The sequence below is a fragment of the Olleya sp. Hel_I_94 genome, assembly GCF_007827365.1.
Lineage (GTDB): Bacteria > Bacteroidota > Bacteroidia > Flavobacteriales > Flavobacteriaceae > Olleya.
Genome location: NZ_VISI01000001.1, coordinates 126,326 through 144,342 on the forward strand (window position 1 = coordinate 126,326; position 18,017 = coordinate 144,342).

General features: G+C 32.9%; 16 protein-coding genes. 10 read left to right on the forward strand and 6 right to left on the reverse strand.

Annotation, left to right across the window (positions count from 1 at the left end; translation table 11 throughout):
* Nucleotides 1–280: 280 nt before the first annotated feature.
* From JM82_RS00600 to JM82_RS00620, 5 genes are all read left to right on the forward strand, one after another.
* Nucleotides 281–1,060, forward strand: coding sequence for an O-methyltransferase (locus tag JM82_RS00600; RefSeq protein ID WP_145000231.1), 780 nt, complete (start codon nucleotides 281–283; stop codon nucleotides 1,058–1,060).
* A gap of 69 nt (nucleotides 1,061–1,129) precedes the next feature.
* The gene (locus tag JM82_RS00605; protein ID WP_145000233.1) at nucleotides 1,130–1,702 is read left to right on the forward strand and encodes a cob(I)yrinic acid a,c-diamide adenosyltransferase; all 573 of its coding nucleotides are present in this window, start codon (nucleotides 1,130–1,132) and stop codon (nucleotides 1,700–1,702) included.
* Between the two features lie 163 nt (nucleotides 1,703–1,865).
* Nucleotides 1,866–2,087, forward strand: a complete 222-nt coding sequence (locus JM82_RS00610) for a DUF2795 domain-containing protein (protein WP_006989959.1) — start codon at nucleotides 1,866–1,868, stop codon at nucleotides 2,085–2,087.
* Nucleotides 2,088–2,261: 174 nt separating this feature from the next.
* Complete coding sequence (gene secA, locus JM82_RS00615; RefSeq protein WP_145000236.1) at nucleotides 2,262–5,618, forward strand: preprotein translocase subunit SecA; 3,357 nt, start codon at nucleotides 2,262–2,264, stop codon at nucleotides 5,616–5,618.
* A 104-nt stretch (nucleotides 5,619–5,722) separates the two neighbouring features.
* Nucleotides 5,723–6,139 (forward strand): hypothetical protein, encoded by a 417-nt coding sequence (locus JM82_RS00620; protein ID WP_145000239.1) that lies wholly within the window; start codon nucleotides 5,723–5,725, stop codon nucleotides 6,137–6,139.
* Between the two features lie 32 nt (nucleotides 6,140–6,171).
* Here JM82_RS00620 and JM82_RS00625 read toward each other — a convergent pair whose 3' ends face one another.
* Complete coding sequence (locus JM82_RS00625; protein ID WP_145000242.1) at nucleotides 6,172–7,647, reverse strand: helix-turn-helix domain-containing protein; 1,476 nt, start codon at nucleotides 7,645–7,647, stop codon at nucleotides 6,172–6,174.
* Nucleotides 7,648–7,766: 119 nt separating this feature from the next.
* Here JM82_RS00625 and aceB point away from each other — a divergent pair, with 119 nt between their 5' ends.
* The 3 genes from aceB (at nucleotide 7,767) to JM82_RS00640 (ending at nucleotide 11,659) form a co-directional block, all read left to right on the forward strand.
* Nucleotides 7,767–9,365, forward strand: coding sequence for a malate synthase A (gene aceB, locus JM82_RS00630; RefSeq protein WP_145000245.1), 1,599 nt, complete (start codon nucleotides 7,767–7,769; stop codon nucleotides 9,363–9,365).
* A 73-nt stretch (nucleotides 9,366–9,438) separates the two neighbouring features.
* The gene (locus JM82_RS00635; RefSeq protein ID WP_145000248.1) at nucleotides 9,439–11,070 is read left to right on the forward strand and encodes an isocitrate lyase; all 1,632 of its coding nucleotides are present in this window, start codon (nucleotides 9,439–9,441) and stop codon (nucleotides 11,068–11,070) included.
* Between the two features lie 178 nt (nucleotides 11,071–11,248).
* Entirely contained in the window at nucleotides 11,249–11,659 is a 411-nt protein-coding gene (locus JM82_RS00640) for an MFS transporter (protein ID WP_145000251.1), read from the forward strand.
* A gap of 3 nt (nucleotides 11,660–11,662) precedes the next feature.
* Here JM82_RS00640 and JM82_RS00645 read toward each other — a convergent pair whose 3' ends face one another.
* Genes JM82_RS00645 through JM82_RS00660 form a run of 4 tightly spaced genes read right to left on the reverse strand, consistent with a single transcriptional unit; the run spans nucleotide 11,663 to nucleotide 15,066 of the window.
* Entirely contained in the window at nucleotides 11,663–12,352 is a 690-nt protein-coding gene (locus JM82_RS00645) for a peptidoglycan DD-metalloendopeptidase family protein (protein ID WP_145000254.1), read from the reverse strand.
* Between the two features lie 33 nt (nucleotides 12,353–12,385).
* Nucleotides 12,386–13,924 (reverse strand): hypothetical protein, encoded by a 1,539-nt coding sequence (locus JM82_RS00650; protein ID WP_145000257.1) that lies wholly within the window; start codon nucleotides 13,922–13,924, stop codon nucleotides 12,386–12,388.
* Nucleotides 13,925–13,943: 19 nt separating this feature from the next.
* Entirely contained in the window at nucleotides 13,944–14,525 is a 582-nt protein-coding gene (locus tag JM82_RS00655; protein WP_145000260.1) for a hypothetical protein, read from the reverse strand.
* Nucleotides 14,509–15,066 carry an RNA polymerase sigma factor gene (locus JM82_RS00660; RefSeq protein WP_145000263.1) on the reverse strand — a complete coding sequence of 186 codons (558 nt, stop codon included), beginning with the start codon at nucleotides 15,064–15,066 and terminating at the stop codon, nucleotides 14,509–14,511. Before JM82_RS00660 ends, JM82_RS00655 begins: the two co-directional genes overlap by 17 nt.
* Before the next feature lie 184 nt (nucleotides 15,067–15,250).
* Here JM82_RS00660 and JM82_RS00665 point away from each other — a divergent pair, with 184 nt between their 5' ends.
* Entirely contained in the window at nucleotides 15,251–15,799 is a 549-nt protein-coding gene (locus tag JM82_RS00665; protein WP_145000266.1) for a DUF2911 domain-containing protein, read from the forward strand.
* Between the two features lie 51 nt (nucleotides 15,800–15,850).
* Nucleotides 15,851–16,921, forward strand: a complete 1,071-nt coding sequence (gene meaB / locus JM82_RS00670; RefSeq protein ID WP_145000269.1) for a methylmalonyl Co-A mutase-associated GTPase MeaB — start codon at nucleotides 15,851–15,853, stop codon at nucleotides 16,919–16,921.
* Nucleotides 16,922–17,013: 92 nt separating this feature from the next.
* On the opposite strand, the gene JM82_RS00675 is transcribed toward meaB, so the two are convergent.
* On the reverse strand, nucleotides 17,014–17,955 hold the full coding sequence (locus JM82_RS00675; protein WP_145000272.1) for an NAD-dependent epimerase/dehydratase family protein: 942 nt from the start codon (nucleotides 17,953–17,955) through the stop codon (nucleotides 17,014–17,016).
* Nucleotides 17,956–18,017: the final 62 nt, after the last annotated feature.

Below are 18,017 nucleotides of genomic sequence, written 5' to 3' on the forward strand. Positions count from 1 at the left end.
CTCCCAAAATCAATTAATAGAATTAAACATTGAAATGCAGTACTAATGAATGAAGCAATGAAACTATAAAGCGTAGCTTTAAGCACGCCATTGCGACAGTGAATGATATTTTAGTAATTTCCTCATTTCAATATGATTTTTTGGATTGGTTTATACTGAGCGTTGTCAATGAGTTTGTATCAAGACAAAGTGAACAGAAAGAATTTGTAACGATCTAAAAAGCCTTTCAGGAATAAACATTTGATCTTAATAAAAGAAAATAATAGCAAACAGCTATCAGATGAGTAAGACTTACCAAATACAATCCTACTTTAATTTTTTAAAACGCTCCACTAATCAACATGGTGTGCACTCCCCTTTTGTTTATGATTTAGTTACCAAGTGTTTTTATGACAAAAAAAAGCACGCTGCTTACCTAGATATTAAATCCTACAGAAAAAAGCTTATAAAAAACACTGCCAGCATTAACGTCACTGACTTAGGCTCTGGCAGTCAAGTGTTTCAAAACAATAAAAGATCCGTTTCTAAAATGGCTAAAGTAGCTGGATCAGATTATAAAGAAGCCAAATTACTATATCGATTAACCAATTATTTTAAAAGTAATACCATTTTAGAGCTTGGTACATCTCTAGGTATTGCGACTCAAGCTTTAGCGTTGGGCAATCCAAAAGCAATAATTACAACCGTTGAAGGCTGTCCTAGTATTTCGGCTGTAGCCCAAACCCAATTTCAAAATTTCGACTTAAAAAACATTACAATAAAAACAGGTGATTTTGCTCAGGTTATTAGTAATTTAAATTCGCAAACCTTAGACTTAATTTATTGTGATGGCAATCATACCAAGCAGGCTACATTGCAGTATTTTGAAATGCTACTACCTAAAACGCACAACGACACAGTACTTATTTTAGATGACATTTACTGGTCAAAACAGATGACTGACGCTTGGGAAATTATAAAAAACCACCCTCAAGTAACCGTAACTATTGACACCTATAAATTTGGTTTTGTCTTTTTTAGAAAAGAACAAGCTAAAGAGCATTTTACCATTAGACTTTAAATTAATTATTAGTCGCGTCGCTTAGTTTTTAACTTTCTACTTTTAAACTTTTCCCTTAACTTTACATTCATGAAAATATATACAAAAACAGGAGACAAAGGTACTACAGCTTTATTTGGAGGCACACGTGTCCCTAAACATCATATTAGGATTGATAGCTATGGTACTGTTGACGAGCTAAACTCTTACATAGGTTTAATTAGAGACCAAGAGATTAATCAACTATATAAAGATATTTTAATTGACATACAGAATAAGTTATTTACTGTAGGTGCAATATTGGCTACAGATCCTGAAAAAGCGATTCTTAAAAACGGAAAAGAACGCTTAAACATTAATAAAATTTCTGATGAAGATATTATCTTGTTAGAACAAGAAATGGATATTATGAACCAGGACTTACCACCAATGACACATTTTGTACTTCCTGGTGGCCATCAAACTGTGTCATTCTGTCACATAACCAGAACCGTATGCAGACGTGCAGAGCGCTTAGCATCAGCACTTAACGATTTAGAGCCTTTTGAAGCCAATGCGTTAACGTATTTAAACCGTCTTTCTGACTATCTTTTTGTATTGGCACGAAAGTTGTCTCATGACTTACAAGCAGACGAAGTAAAGTGGATACCTGAAAAAAAGTAACCCACGTTATAAAGCGCTGTGATTAGTAACACTGCAAAATACTTTAGTATCAAGTAGTTTCAGTTTAGAAGACGTTCTTTTTTTTAATGAAAAAATAATTCACTTTTTTCTTGACTATTTAAACTAAAAATTTATTTTTGCAAAAATTAAAACCGCATAAGAAATGTATTGGACATTAGAATTAGCATCTTATTTAAGTGATGCACCTTGGCCAGCAACTAAAGATGAGCTTATTGACTACGCTATTAGAACAGGCGCTCCTTTAGAAGTTGTAGAAAATTTACAATCAATAGAAGATGAAGGTGATTCATACGATTCTATAGAAGAAATTTGGCCAGATTATCCAACTGACGAAGATTACCTCTGGAATGAGGACGAGTATTAATAACACACAAATAGTATCAAAAAAGTCTCAATTAGAGACTTTTTTTGTGCTTTTTAATATAGCTAAACGCAGCTAAAAACGTATATTTAAGCCCTTTTTAAAAAAGGACAAAACATAAAGTACTGTTATTCTATGCAATGCATAGAATGGCATCTCAAATAAAACACAAAAACTATGAGTTTTTTAAATTCCGTACTAAAAGTATTTGTTGGTGACAAGTCTAAACAAGACGTTAAAGCCATCACACCAATAGTAGACAAAATTAAAACCTTTGAAAAGGCTATGATAGCCTTGTCTCACGACCAATTAAGAGCTAAAACTGACGAGTTTAAAGCCATAATAGCAGAAGCGCGTCAACCATTTTACTCTAAAATTGAAACACTACAAGCTGAGGCTGAAGCAACAGAAGACATAGACAAACGTGAAGATATTTATCAAGAAATTGATAAAATTAAAGAAGAATCTTACACTGCCACAGAGGATACTTTAAACAAAATATTACCAGAAGCCTTTGCTGTTGTTAAAGAAACTGCTAGACGTTTTAAAGACAATACCACTATAATCGTTACTGCTAATGAGTTTGACAGAAGCCTTTCTGGAGACAAAGACTTTGTTACTTTAGAAGGTGATAAAGCAACTTGGTCTAACTCATGGGATGCTGCTGGAAAAGCCATTACTTGGGACATGGTACATTATGACGTCCAATTAATTGGTGGTATTGCAATGCACCAAGGTAAAATTGCAGAAATGCAAACAGGAGAAGGTAAAACTTTAGTGGCAACATTGCCTGTATATTTAAATGCCTTAGCTGGTAAAGGTGTACACTTAGTAACAGTAAATGACTACTTAGCTAAGCGTGATAGTGCTTGGATGGCTCCAATATTTAACTTTCATGGGTTAAGTATTGACTGTATTGATTATCACCAACCTAATAGTGATGCACGACGCAAAGCATACAACGCAGACATTACTTATGGTACCAACAACGAGTTTGGTTTTGATTACCTACGTGATAACATGGCACATGCTACTGGAGACTTAGTACAACGTCCACACCACTACGCAATTGTCGATGAGGTCGATTCTGTATTAATTGATGATGCACGTACACCATTAATTATTTCTGGACCTATACCTAAAGGTGATGAGCATGAATTTACAGAGCTTAAACCTAAAGTTGATGACATCGTTAATATCCAACGTAAATATTTGACTCAGGTTTTAGTTGAAGCTAAAAAATTAATAGCAGAAGGAGATACTAAAGAAGGTGGATTAAAATTATTAAGAGTTTACAGAGGTATTCCTAAAAACAAGGCATTAATAAAGTTTTTAAGTGAAGAAGGTGTAAAACAAATTCTTCAAAAAACGGAGAACTATTACATCCAAGACAATAATCGCGAGATGCCAAAGGTTGACGCAGAATTGTATTATGTAATAGAAGAAAAAAATAATCAAATTGAATTAACAGATAAAGGCGTTGAGTACCTTTCTGGAAAAGACAATCCTGACTTTTTTGTCATGCCAGAAATTGGTATTGAAATGGCTAAAATCGAAGCAAAAGGATTATCTACTGAAGAAGAAGCTGAGGCTAAAGAAGATTTATTCCGTGACTTCGGAATCAAATCAGAACGTATCCACACGCTTAATCAATTATTAAAAGCGTATGCTTTATTTGAAAAAGACACACAATACGTGGTCATGGACAATAAAGTAATGATTGTGGATGAGCAAACTGGTCGTATTATGGATGGTCGTCGTTATAGCGATGGACTACACCAAGCTATTGAAGCTAAAGAAAACGTAAAAATTGAAGATGCGACGCAAACTTTTGCAACGGTAACCCTTCAAAATTACTTCAGAATGTACAAAAAACTGTCAGGTATGACAGGTACTGCTGTTACTGAAGCTGGTGAATTCTGGGAGATATACAAATTAGATGTTGTCGAAATCCCAACAAACAGACCAATTGCTAGAGATGACAGACAAGATTTAGTCTACAAAACTAAACGTGAAAAATACAATGCAGTTATTGATGATGTTACCAAACTATCTGAAGCAGGACGTCCTGTTTTAATTGGTACAACATCTGTAGAGATAAGTGAGTTGCTAGGAAAAATGCTAAGCATTAGAAAAATACCTCACAACGTATTAAATGCAAAACAACATAAAAAAGAAGCTGAAATAGTTGATCAAGCTGGTAAATCTGGACAAGTAACTATTGCAACCAACATGGCTGGTCGTGGTACAGATATTAAATTATCTGACGAAGTAAAAGCAGCTGGTGGACTTGCAATTGTAGGAACAGAACGTCATGATTCACGTCGTGTAGACAGACAGTTACGTGGTCGTGCTGGACGTCAAGGAGATCCAGGAAGTTCACAATTTTACGTATCGCTAGAAGACAACTTAATGCGTCTTTTTGGATCAGAGCGTATCGCTAAGATGATGGATAGAATGGGATTACAGGAAGGTGAAGTGATTCAACATTCTATGATTTCTAAGTCTATTGAGCGTGCACAGAAAAAAGTAGAAGAAAACCAATTTGGAGTACGTAAGCGTTTACTAGAGTATGATGATGTAATGAATTCGCAACGTGAGGTTGTTTATAAACGTCGTTACAATGCCTTGTTTGGAGAGCGTCTACGTGTAGATTTAGCAAATATGATTTATGATACCTCTGAAGGTATTGCAGAATCTAACAAAGCTGCGAATGACTTTAAGAATTTTGAATTTGAATTAATCAGATTTTTCTCAATGTCATCTCCAATTACTGAAGCCGAATTTAATAAAATGTCAGCTTTAGATATAGCGCAAACCATTTACAAAGCTGGTTTTACACATTATAAAGAAAAAATGGAACGCAATGCAGATATTGCCTTTCCAATTATTGAAAATGTATACGAAAACCAACGTGATAAATACAAACGTATCGTAGTACCTTTTACAGATGGTGTTAAAAACTTGCAAGTTGTAACCGACTTAGAAAAAGCTTACCAAACTAAAGGAAAACAGTTAGTAACAGACTTTGAGAAAAACATTTCGTTAGCTATAATTGATGATGCTTGGAAAACACATTTACGTAAAATGGACGAACTTAAGCAATCTGTACAATTAGCAGTACATGAGCAAAAAGACCCTTTATTAATTTATAAATTTGAAGCTTTTGAATTATTTAAGAGCATGATTGACCAGGTTAATAAAGAAGTGATTTCTTTCTTATTTAAAGGAGAATTACCTACCGAAACTACCAATGCTATTAGCGAAGCTAGAGAAGTACGTAAAAAAGAAAACCTTCAAACTCAAAAAGAAGAAATTCCTAATTTAGATGAACGTTCTGCACAAAACAGAGCTGCAGGAAATACACAACCGCAACAACAAGTTGTAGAGACTATTGTTAGAGATCAACCTAAGATTGGTCGTAATGACAAAGTAACTATAAAGCATGTTATGTCAGGAGAAAATAAAACGGTCAAGTTTAAACAAGCTGAACCTTTAATTGCAAAAGGTGAATGGGTTATTGTTAATGAATAGGCTTAACAAATACTAAATATTAAAAATCCTAAAGTATATACTTTAGGATTTTTTTGTATTTTTAAATACTAACAGATTCCGATTTAGGACCAAAATTTAAGACTATGCTTAAAAATATATTAGCAACAATTTTAGGTTTTATTACTGCAGCAGTTGTAGTATATATAATAGAAACGTTAATTGGTCACACGGTTTTTCCATTACCAGAACAAATTGATCCAAACGACATAGCCTCTATAAAAGCTAATATGCATCTTATACCAATAGGCTCTAAAGTTTTTGTAGTAATAGCACATTTTACAGGTATAATCTCAGGAATGACACTTGCAGGCATGGTATCAAAAACTAGCATGATTCCTGCTTATATTGTTGGTGCTTTAATGGTTATTGCAACAGCAGCTACCATTTTTATGTTACCAAAAGCGCTGTGGTTTTCGTTAAGTGATGGCTTATTAGCAATTGCTGCTTTCTTTTTTGGAAAGTCATTGGCTTCTAGATATGTTTTTGGAGCTTTAGTCTAAACACAAACCAGTTTAAAACAATAAATTACTACCTAAGAGAACTTAGCATTTAATGCCTGAACAATAGACTCTAACTTTTCATTTTTTGCCTTTTTATCTAAAAAAATAGGAGCTACTTCCCTAACCTTACAATCCATAATAGCGCAACGCTCACAAGTTACACCTACATTTTTAGATTCAATTTTAGGGTCATTTAAAAAATTAAGCTTTCGTTGTAATTGCTTATTAATTAACAGTCCTACACTTATACTCCTGTACTGATTATCTCTAAAAGGATCTTTAGTAGCAGAGGACAACACTAAATACTTCATCCCATCATTTTCATAATTAGAGATCTGCATATCAAAGACATGCTCTGATTTGCTATTACTAATATCTTTAAGCATTTTTATGGATACCCAACGTCTACAATAATGCTCATTAGTTTCGTTGGCATGAGGTGATTGTTGATGCGATAAGTGCAATTCTTTTTTAAGATAAAAACGCTCACTATTTGCTCTATGCGTAAACCTTAAAAAAAACAAATTCTGGATATTATATGCTTTAGGTAAAATATTAGTTAAGCGTTGATAAAATGATTCTGGAGAAGCATTATAAGCTTCAATAGCATTTAAAAACAACTCTGTATCAAAAGTTTCTTTTTCAAAGATTTTATTTAACTGCGTCTTAATCTTTTCGCTCGGTATAATCAAAGCGCCTGCAAAATAAGAAGCATAAAAATTATTTAATACCTGATCAAAGGTGTCAAATTTTATCCATGGAAAAGTAAATAAACGCTCTTTTATTTCTAAAAAATTATACGCTAACTCTTTAGCGTAAATAAAGGTTCTTTGCGCTTCGTCTATCTCATTAGCCAATAATAGTGTTTTAGTTTTTGGCACAAACATAGATCGTAAATTACCCAAAGCTTCATACTTACTAAGCTCATTAACTTCTATAGTATAACCATATTCTTCAACTAAAACTTCCTCCAAGTCTTGAGAGGTTATGGTTTCATTTAAATCAATATGATACGCTTTAGCAAATTTTAAAACACTCTGCTCTAAATCTTCAAAATAATTATTATTCGCTTCCTGAAAAGACCGTACAGAAGCTAAATAAAAACTTTCACGACTAAAATTATAGTTCTGTGCTATTTCTATAATTGTACTAATAAAAGCATTCACTTTTGCTGGAGCATTAGCTACAATATCGATTAGATTACTTTCTTTAATACCAAATAGCTCTAACGGAATTTCTTTTAAAATTTTAGACTGTAAAATATCACCAATTGGTGCTAAATTTTTATCCAATTTTAAAGACACCATTTGGTCGTATGGTACATCCAACTTTTCTGATAATATTGCAATTTTATCTGGTTTAGGATATTTTTTACCATTCTCAATTTCGTTTAAATACGATTTTGACAAACCAGAAAGTTTGGACAAACCTAATAAGGATAAATTCTTATCAGTCCTTATCTGCTTTAGCTTAAGCCCAAAAATTAATTTAATGTAATCTTCTTCCATAATAACAAATATACTCTTTTTTGCGAATATTCAATTTTGGCGAAAAACCATTTTTAGCGAACGTTCGCTTGTTTTTTAAAAATCTTTGTTTTAATATTGTCATATAAAATCATAACATCATGGAAGACACACTTTTAAAACAACCTAAAATTTCGTTCTCAGAAAACGTGACTAATTACTATCCTGAGATTTTAACTGATGAGGCTTTACTATTTTTATCCGAATTGCATAAAAATTTTAATTCCAAACGATTAGAATTATTAAATAATCGTGTTAGTCAACAACAATATTTTGATAAAGGACATTTTCCTAAATTCCCTGAAGACACAAAAGCGATTAGAGATGGACAATGGACTGCTGGCTCTATTCCGCATGATTTACAAGATAGACGAGTAGAAATCACAGGTCCAGTTAACCGTAAAATGATAATTAATGCATTAAACTCTGGTGCTAACACATTTATGGCAGATTTAGAGGACAGCAATGCGCCTACTTGGTCAAATACAATCCAAGGTCAACAAAATTTAATAGATGCAAACAATAAAACAATTTCATTAATAGATTTAAAAAAGGACAAAACATACAAGCTAAAGTCCAAAACAGCTGTTTTATTGGTACGTCCTAGAGGTTTACATTTAAATGAGAGCCATTTAATATTTAACAATCAAGAGGCTTCTGGTAGTCTAATAGATTTTGGTTTATACGTGTTTCATAACACCAAAACACGACTTAAAAACAATACTGCACCTTACTTTTACCTACCTAAATTAGAGCATTATTTAGAGGCTAAATGGTGGAATGACGTTTTTATGTTTGCTCAAGATTACTTAAATGTGCCAAACGGAACATTTAAAGCAACGGTTTTAGTAGAGACTATTACTGCTAGTTTTCAGCTTGACGAAATTATATACGAACTAAAAGATCACATAGTAGGTTTAAATTGTGGACGTTGGGATTACATATTTTCTTATATCAAAAAATTTAGAAACCATCCTAATTTTGTAGTGCCAAATCGTGATCAGGTTACTATGACAACGCCTTTTATGGATGCCTATTCCAAACTAGTAATACAACGCTGTCATAAAAGAGGCATTTTAGCTATTGGTGGAATGGCAGCACAAATACCTATTAAAAATGACGAATATGCAAATATTGCTGCTCTAGAAAAAGTTAGAAAAGACAAAGAACGTGAAGTTAAAAATGGTCACGATGGGACTTGGGTAGCGCATCCTGCTTTAGTTAATGTCGCTTTATCAGAATTTAATAAACACATGCCTACGCCAAATCAATTACACGTAAAGCGCGATGATGTTGTTATTACAGAAAAAGATTTAGTCGAAATACCAAAAGGAACCGTAACCGAAGCTGGAATAAGAAAAAATATTAATGTAGGTATTTTATACACCGAAGCTTGGCTGAGAGGTCATGGAGCTGTTGCGCTTTATAATTTAATGGAAGATGCTGCTACTGCAGAAATCTCTAGAACACAAGTTTGGCAATGGTTAAAAAATGAAGTAATCCTAGAAGATGGACAAAAGTTTACAACACAATTATATACCGAATTATTTAATGATGAAGTTGAAAAAATTGTAACCGAATATGGCGAATCCGAAATTAAAAATACCAAGTTTAAGCTTGCGATAGAGCTGTTTAACACGTTGGTTACTTCAGAGCAATTTGAAGAATTTTTAACAATTCCCGCTTACCAATATCTATAAAAAAACAATCCTGCGATTGCGGCAACAATCAACAGGATCTAATTATTAATAATAAATAACGTATCACAAAATTATGAAAAATTTATCACAAACAAATTATGGTTCTGCATTAGAGACAGTACGACAATTAAAAGCAAAATATGGAGCTACTTGGGATGCTATAAATCCAGAAAATGCTGCCAGAATGGTAAATCAAAATAGATTTAAAACAGGATTAGACATTGCAAAATATACAGCTTCTGTAATGAGAGAAGATATGGCTGCATATGATACCGACTCAAGTAACTATACACAATCATTAGGTTGCTGGCATGGTTTTGTGGCGCAACAAAAAATGATTGCGGTAAAAAAACACCATAAAACAACTAGTAAACGCTACTTATACCTTTCTGGTTGGATGGTTGCAGCGTTAAGATCAGAATTTGGTCCTTTACCTGACCAATCTATGCACGAAAAAACTGCAGTCCCAAATTTGATTGCCGAAATTTATGATTTTTTACGCCAAGCAGATGCAATTGAACTGAACGATTTGTTTAGAAGATTAAAAAATGGCGAAGATGTACAGCATCAAATCGATAATTTTGAAACACATATAGTCCCAATAATAGCAGATATAGATGCTGGTTTTGGTAATGAAGAAGCAACCTATTTATTAGCTAAAAAAATGATTCAAGCTGGTGCGTGTGCTATCCAAATAGAAAATCAAGTGTCTGACGCCAAACAATGTGGTCATCAAGATGGTAAAGTAACTGTGCCACATGAAGATTTTATTGCTAAACTAAATGCTGTTAGGTACGCTTTTTTAGAATTAGGAATTGACGATGGTATAATTGTAGCACGAACAGACTCCGAAGGTGCAGGATTAACCCAAAAATTACCTATCAGTCAACAACCTGGTGATTTAGCATCACAATATTTAGCGTTTGTTGACGCTGAAGAAATTGCTATTACAGACGCCAAAGAGGATGATGTCCTACTGAAACGTGATGGTAAATTAGTACGACCAGTTAGATTAGCTAATGGGTTATACAAATTTAAAGAAGGCACTAATATTGATCGTGTTGTTTTAGACTGTATTACAAGCTTACAAAATGGTGCAGATTTATTATGGATAGAAACTCCAACGCCTAATGTAAAACAAATTGCACATATGGTAAATAAAGTAAAAGCAGTAGTACCCAATGCTAAATTAGTGTACAATAACTCGCCATCATTTAATTGGACGCTAAGCTTCCGTAATCAAGCTTATGAAGAAATGCTTATGGAAGGTGAAAACATGACTGCCTATGATCGTAATAACTTAATGGATGCTGAATATGACAATACCGAACTATGTTTTAGAGCTGACCAAAAAATTAAAACGTTTCAAATGGATAGTGCTAAACAAGCTGGTATATTTCATCATTTAATAACATTACCAACTTACCATACCACTGCATTACATATGAATGATTTAACAAAAGGCTATTTTGGTGATCAAGGTATGTTAGCCTACGTTAAAGATGTACAAAGACAAGAAATCCGTAAAAATGTATCATGTGTTAAACACCAAAGAATGGCTGGATCTGATCTTGGTGATGACCACAAAACATTTTTTGCTGGTGATAAAGCTTTAAAAGCTGGAGGAGAAAAAAACACCAGTAACCAATTTGAATTAAAAACAAAAGCTAATACAGTTAAAAATAAAATAGCTGAAGTTGCTTAAATTAAGATTTTAGTCAAATTAATCACACAAACCTACTTAAAACTAGTTGTTTGTGTGATTTCTTTTTTATTACAGACACACTTTAATTATTAGTAAAAAGATTTAAATTAGACCTAGATTTTAAATAATAAAAATCTAATTACATTTACTTAAATAAATCGCTAGTACAATCACTAACATGCAAGAACAATTAAAGATCTTTAAAATCATCCATATAGCATTAGTCGCAGGTCTAATATTAGCTTACTTTTTTTTAGGAAACCTTTCTGATATTACCCAATTAAAGTTACCTAAGGTAGATAGCGACAATACGGTATATTTAGCTATTCCTATTGCTGCTTTTATAGTTAGTAATTTTCTATTTAAAATGTTGGTTTCTAAAATTGACAGCAACTTAAGCTTAAAAGAAAAATTAGTACCTTATCAAAGTGCTTCTGTTGTACGCTATGCCATTATTGAAGGCTCTGCTTTTCTTATATTAATAATAGCACCAGACTTTATTATATTTGGTATGCTTTTAATTGTATACTTAATATTACTAATGCCTACAGAATATAGGATTAAAAGAGATTTAAAACTATTGGATTAGCCTTTACAAACCTAAAATTGGTTCAGGATTTATAGTATTGGATTTATAAAACTCAAGATCATTTAAGCAACAAACACCTGGATAATCTCCAACTTTATTTTGTATATCTTTTATTATTTGAAAATGTAGATGTGGTGCATAATCTCCGTTTACAGATGCTTCTCCAAGATAGGCAATTGTTTCGCCTTGAGCGACAGTATCACCTACTTTTAAATTTCCGATTGAAGCTTCATTTAAATGACCATATAATGTGTAAAATGTTTGGTTATTGATGTTATGTTCCAATATTATGGTCGGTCCATAATCTCCAAAATTAGTGTTGTTTTTAAAACTATGAATGACACCTTCAAAACACGCCAAAACTGCTGTATTAGCTGGACACCATAAATCTAAACCAATATGAATATTACGCTGTTCTGCTTCGGCTTGAGCCGAAAAATAAGCACTTCTGTTATATAGATTTCTAGTCTCTAAATAACCACCAAATGCAACTTGCTTTTTACGTGATTTAAGGTACTTGGCAATGTAGTCTTCCCAAGCTGAAGATGATGCGATATCAAACGTATTTAAGTCTTGATTTGCTTTGGATAAATCTATAGCGATATAATCCGATTTTGGAATAGATGCGTCAATGACATTTAGGTTTTGTCCTGTCCATTGACTTAAAAGAGAAGTAGTTGTAGTAGAATTCATTTTAATTAAAAATTGAATTCAAATTTAGAAATTTTATTTAGCAATTACATTACTAAATTTTGCATTTATAATTATGGTTTTATTGGTATTACTATTGTTATTTGGATAATTTTTAATGGTTTTATTAGACGCTGTCACGCTATTAAATTTTGAACGATTACCATTAAAAAAAAGATTATAATCAGTATTTGGAAGCTTTAGTTTGGCATCACTGTTTTCTAAAACTATATTAAGATTGTTAAAATCTGAAGCAATATTGTTGACTAACAAATCACCAAAACTTCCGTTTATAATAGAATTTCCTGACAGATTATTTATCTGAATATCGGAGGACACAGCATTTAATATCAAGTTTTTGGCATTAGCAATTATAGCGTCATCCACATACTTTAATTTTAACTGACCAGACATCCAATCCTTTACTGCTACTTTAGCATAAGACACATTAATGGAGGTGTTACCTCCATTAATGTGATTAGCTATAAATGACCCATGAGCCACTTCTCCTTTGGCGTTTTCCAGCACATTGGCTAGTTTTAACTCGCCATGCCTTACATTTAGTTTTAACTTAGCTTTTTTAGGCATTTTAATAATAATGGTCTTAGTGGTATTGTAGTCTACATCGTCAAAAATTTTGTTTTCCTTACTACTACTCTTTTTTCCATCTTGATCAAACTGCGCTTCCATTTTACGTTCAAACTCTTCTCCAAACCGTTTACCCCAAGCTTCTAATTTAGGTGCGACTTCTTTTTCAAACTGTGCAGCCCAAGCTTCAATTTTTGGTGCGATTTCTTTTTCAAATTGTTTACCAAAATTTTCTCCCCATTCTTCCATGCTTTTTTCAAAATCGTCATCAAATAGTTTTTCAAATTGCTTACCAAAGTTTTTCCCCCAAGCTTCCATTTCTTTTTCAAACTTATCAATATCTTCTTGCTTGATACTTTTTGCCCAAGTACGCATTTCTTGCTCATAGGCTTCACCATACTCTTTGCGGTATTTTTTACTCCAAGCATCTAGATAGGGTTCGCCCTCTTTTTTATACTTGTCATAATCAAAATCTACATTATAATTTCCATCTGGAGATTTTGGAATACGTAATGTTTTTAAGGTTTCAGGCAACTCGCCTAAAACATCCATATTTTCTAACTTTTTTAATAATGGACCTAAATTAAGCTCTAACTTTTCAGGAAGATTAGCTAAAGCCTCAATAGACGCTTCATCCAATATCGTTACGCTCATGTCATCTGACCAAATACCTCTTGATCCTTTAGACGTTATTTTTACATAATCCGAGTCTCCTGTTAAAGCAACGTCCCAATTGTCCAATGCTTTTTGCATCTCTTGTTTGGTCAACTTTTTACTTTCAATATAAGCTTCAACCTCTATATAATCCTTATTCCAAGTTTCTACAATAATATTGGTATGACTAGTATTTAGATCTACGGTTACGTCTTTATTTGCCCTAACCGATTGGTCAATTTTACTTAATTTTTGTTGCGCTGTAACACTTACTGTAATAAGCAGCATTAACGCAATAAGATATCTGTATTTTATAGTTTTTAATTGTTTCATTTTGATTGTCTTTTAACGACTACCCTTGGGAAGCCTTCATGTTGTTTAACTGATTAAGTTGTTCTTTAAGACGATACATCAAGTTTAAACGAAATTTTAGATTTTGGATTAGTGCATTTACAGTATGCTCATCTGGACCATTATCGGTCAACTCTGTAGACAAGCTTTTGTATTCTGCATTTAACTCTTCTAACCTTAGCACGTAACCATCAAACAATTCTTTATTTTCTGGTGTTAGCTTAAGTTTAGACAATTCTAAATTAATATTTGCCACGTAATAATCTTCTACCTTTTTTAAATCTGGAGAGATATCTCCAAGCGTCATGGTTTTTGTAGTTTTATTAATTTCTGGTTTTGGTTGCTCAGTATCTACTACTATAATAGGATTTACGTCTTGTTTAAAAAACGTATATCCTCCAAAACCTAATCCTAAAATTATCACGATGCTTGCTGCAATGTTTAAAAACGTCCAATTAGATTGCTTTTTTTGTGGCAATGCTTGGTCTAACTTGTCTAAAAATCTAGCTTCATGTCCTTGTGACATTTGCTTATCAGACTGTTGGTTATCATTTTTAAATAATTCTCTAATATCTTTCGCCATAATCGTTTTGTTTTAAAAGGGCTTGCAATTTTACTTTTCCTCTGGATAATTGGGTACGCGACGCGACTTCGGTAATATTTAAAATTTCTGAAATCTCTTGATGGTCATACCCTTCTATTAAAAATAGCATGACTACGTACTTATATTTTTCCGGAAGACTATTAATGGCTTGCTTTATTTGGTCTAAAGTTGTTGTGTCTTCTACTAACCATTTGTCATCAGTATTAGTATCTATTACTTTCAGATGCACCTCATCTAATTCAACTAAGCGTTGTTTTTTAGATTTTAAGTAATCAATACTTTTATTAATAACAATACGTTTTAACCATGCACCAAAAGTAACGTCACCTTTAAATTGATGTAGTTTTGTAAAGGCTTTTATAAAAGCCTCTTGTACGACATCTTCAGCTTCGGCAGTGTGATTTACAAAACGTAATGCAACATGATACATAGCATCGCAATATTGCTGATACACTTGTAATTGTGCCTTACGGTTATTTTGTTTACACAACTCGATGTTATCTAAAGTAACGACTTTCACTTGTTGGTTTTTGGTTAGTGTTCAGGTTAAAGACGACACAAAAAAAGCAGTGTTGCAAAAAAGTTGTTTTTTTTTTCAATTTAGCACAAATATTTAGAATAATTTAAGGGTAATCCTTCTATATGTACTAAATTTTCAGTTAATTTTGTTGCATTACTAAGTGCTAATATTAAGAAACCCGTACATGAAAAAACTTATATATCTATTAATTATCGTTGTAATTGGCGTTTTAGGCTATCAATTTACTACAAAAACAGGCTTATTTAATCAACCTTTAAGTCCAAAGGACACTGCTGGTATAAAAATTAACGACTTAGATTTAAGAGTAGTTTATAATAGACCATCTAAACGTGATAGAGCTATTTTTGGCGCTTTAGTGCCTTTTAATAAAGTTTGGCGTACTGGAGCAAATGAGGCGACTACCTTTGAAACCAATCACGATTTATCTGTAAATGGTGTAAAGCTTCCTAAAGGAAAATATACACTTTGGACTGTACCTATGCAAAACAATTGGAAAGTTATGTTTAACTCCAAACAATATGATTGGGGAGTTAACGAAAAAATGGAACCAAATTGGGATCCAAATTATGACGTTGTAGAAGTAGAAGTGCCTGCACAAATCTTAGATAAACCAGTCGAGCAGTTTACAGTAGCATTTGACAATAGTACAGACGACTTAAAAATGACTATGGCTTGGGACGTTGTAAAAATTGAAGTGCCTTTAAAAGATTAACCTTAGTCTAAAACTAATTTTAACAACGCTTTCGCGGAAATTAAAGCAACTATGTCCAAAAAAAAATCAGCATTAAGCGAGCAAGATGGTGTATCCTCTCCAGAGATGACCAATGCAAATGCTGTTTTAAAAATTAAGGCAAAACGCAAACTGCAACGTACAACACAAGACTTAGTAACCGCTATTTTAAAAGGTAATATAACTGCTTTAAGCCAAGCCATTACTTTAGTAGAAAGCAAAAACCCGAAGCATACAGATCAAGCCAATGCTATTATTAAAGCATGTTTACCTCATGCCAATACTTCTGTTAGAATTGGTATTACAGGTGTTCCTGGTGTTGGAAAAAGCACTTTTATTGAAGCGTTTGGAACACATCTAACAACTTTAAACAAAAAAGTTGCAGTCTTAGCTGTAGATCCAAGTAGCAGTATTACTAAAGGAAGTATTTTAGGTGACAAAACCCGAATGGAAGAGTTGGTTAAAAACACCAATGCTTTTATACGTCCATCTGCTTCCGGAACCTCTTTAGGTGGTGTTGCTAGAAAAACACGAGAAACCATTATCCTTTGTGAAGCAGCAGGTTTTGATACAATTATTATAGAAACCGTTGGTGTTGGACAAAGCGAAACTGCAGTACACAGTATGGTCGACTTTTTTCTACTTTTAAAATTAGCAGGAGCTGGAGACGAGTTACAAGGTATAAAACGAGGTATTATTGAAATGGCAGACGCCATAGCCATTAATAAAGCAGATGGTGACAATGTTAAACGTGCTAAAATGGCTAAAGTCGAGTTTAACAGAGCTTTACATATGTATCCAATAAAAGACTCTAATTGGCAACCTAAAGTAACGTTATGCAGTGCCTTAACAAACGATGGTATAGATGCGATTTGGGATGTGATTTTGGATTACATAACACTTACCAAACAGAATAACTATTTTAATACCAAGCGTACAGAACAAAATAAATTCTGGTTACTTCAAACTATTGAAGAGCAACTTAAAAGTGTCTTTTTTAATAATCCAGAAATTAAATTAGAACTTAATAAACAACTAGCTTTAATTGAAGCTAATAAAACCACTCCTTTTGCTGCTGCAGATTATTTATTGGGATTAGGGTAATGTTGTAAATTAGTAATTTGTCATAAAAAACTAACAAAAAAAAGGACAGTTTTATAACTGTCCTTTTTTTTGTATTTCTCTGTATATTTAAATTATAAAAAATTAGCCTTATACCATTCGACTTGCGCCTTAACACCTTCTAATAAAGTAGTTTGCGGATTATAATCAAGTAACTGTTTAGCTTTATCTATGTTTGCTTTAGTACGCAATTGGTCTCCTACTCTAGCCTTAACATGATCTATTTTAATGGACTGACCAATGACTTGCTCAACCGCTTCTATTCCATCTTGTGTGGTATGTTCAACCTCTGTACCAAGATTAATAATTTCGCCATCTACTTTGTTTTCTTTTCCTATCACGCTTACAATTCCGTCCACAATATCACCAACATAAGTAAAACTTCTTAAATGGGTTGCGCTACCTTCGTATAATGGAAATGCATCTCCATTAAATGCACAAGCAATTAATTTGGTGTACATTTTTTCTGGACGTTCTCTTGGTCCTATAACAGAATATAGTCTTAACGAGCAACTTTTAAATAATTGCTCTCTACTTTTTTGCAATACTAACTGCTCGGCAGTTAATTTAGTAACACCATAGTACGATGCAGGTTTAGGCGCTTTGGTTTCCGGAAAAGTTGCTTCTAATCCATAAATGGAGGAAGTCCCTATATTTACAAATAATTCTAAATTTGGGCATTGTAATGCATAATCTGTAAGATTCTTAGTCGCAATAATATTGTTAGTAAAATAATCTTCAAAAGTTGAACTTGCCGAAATACCTGGTTGTGCTGCAAAATGAAAAATATAGTTGATGTCTTTTGGTAAAACGTCTGCTAAATCCTGGTTTCTTAAATCGGCAGTAATTACTGTAATACCTTTTTGTAACAGTGCTTTTTCGTTTAAAGTTTTCAGCGCTAAGCTATAATAATTATTAAAATTATCTATACCAACAACTTCATGACCTAAATCGTGTAAATGCTCACAGGTGTGAGAGCCTATAAAACCTACTGCTCCAGTGACTAATATCTTCATATGTATTTTTCTGTATTACAAAGAAACAGATTTTTTTTCGATACTAATTTCAATTCTATAAA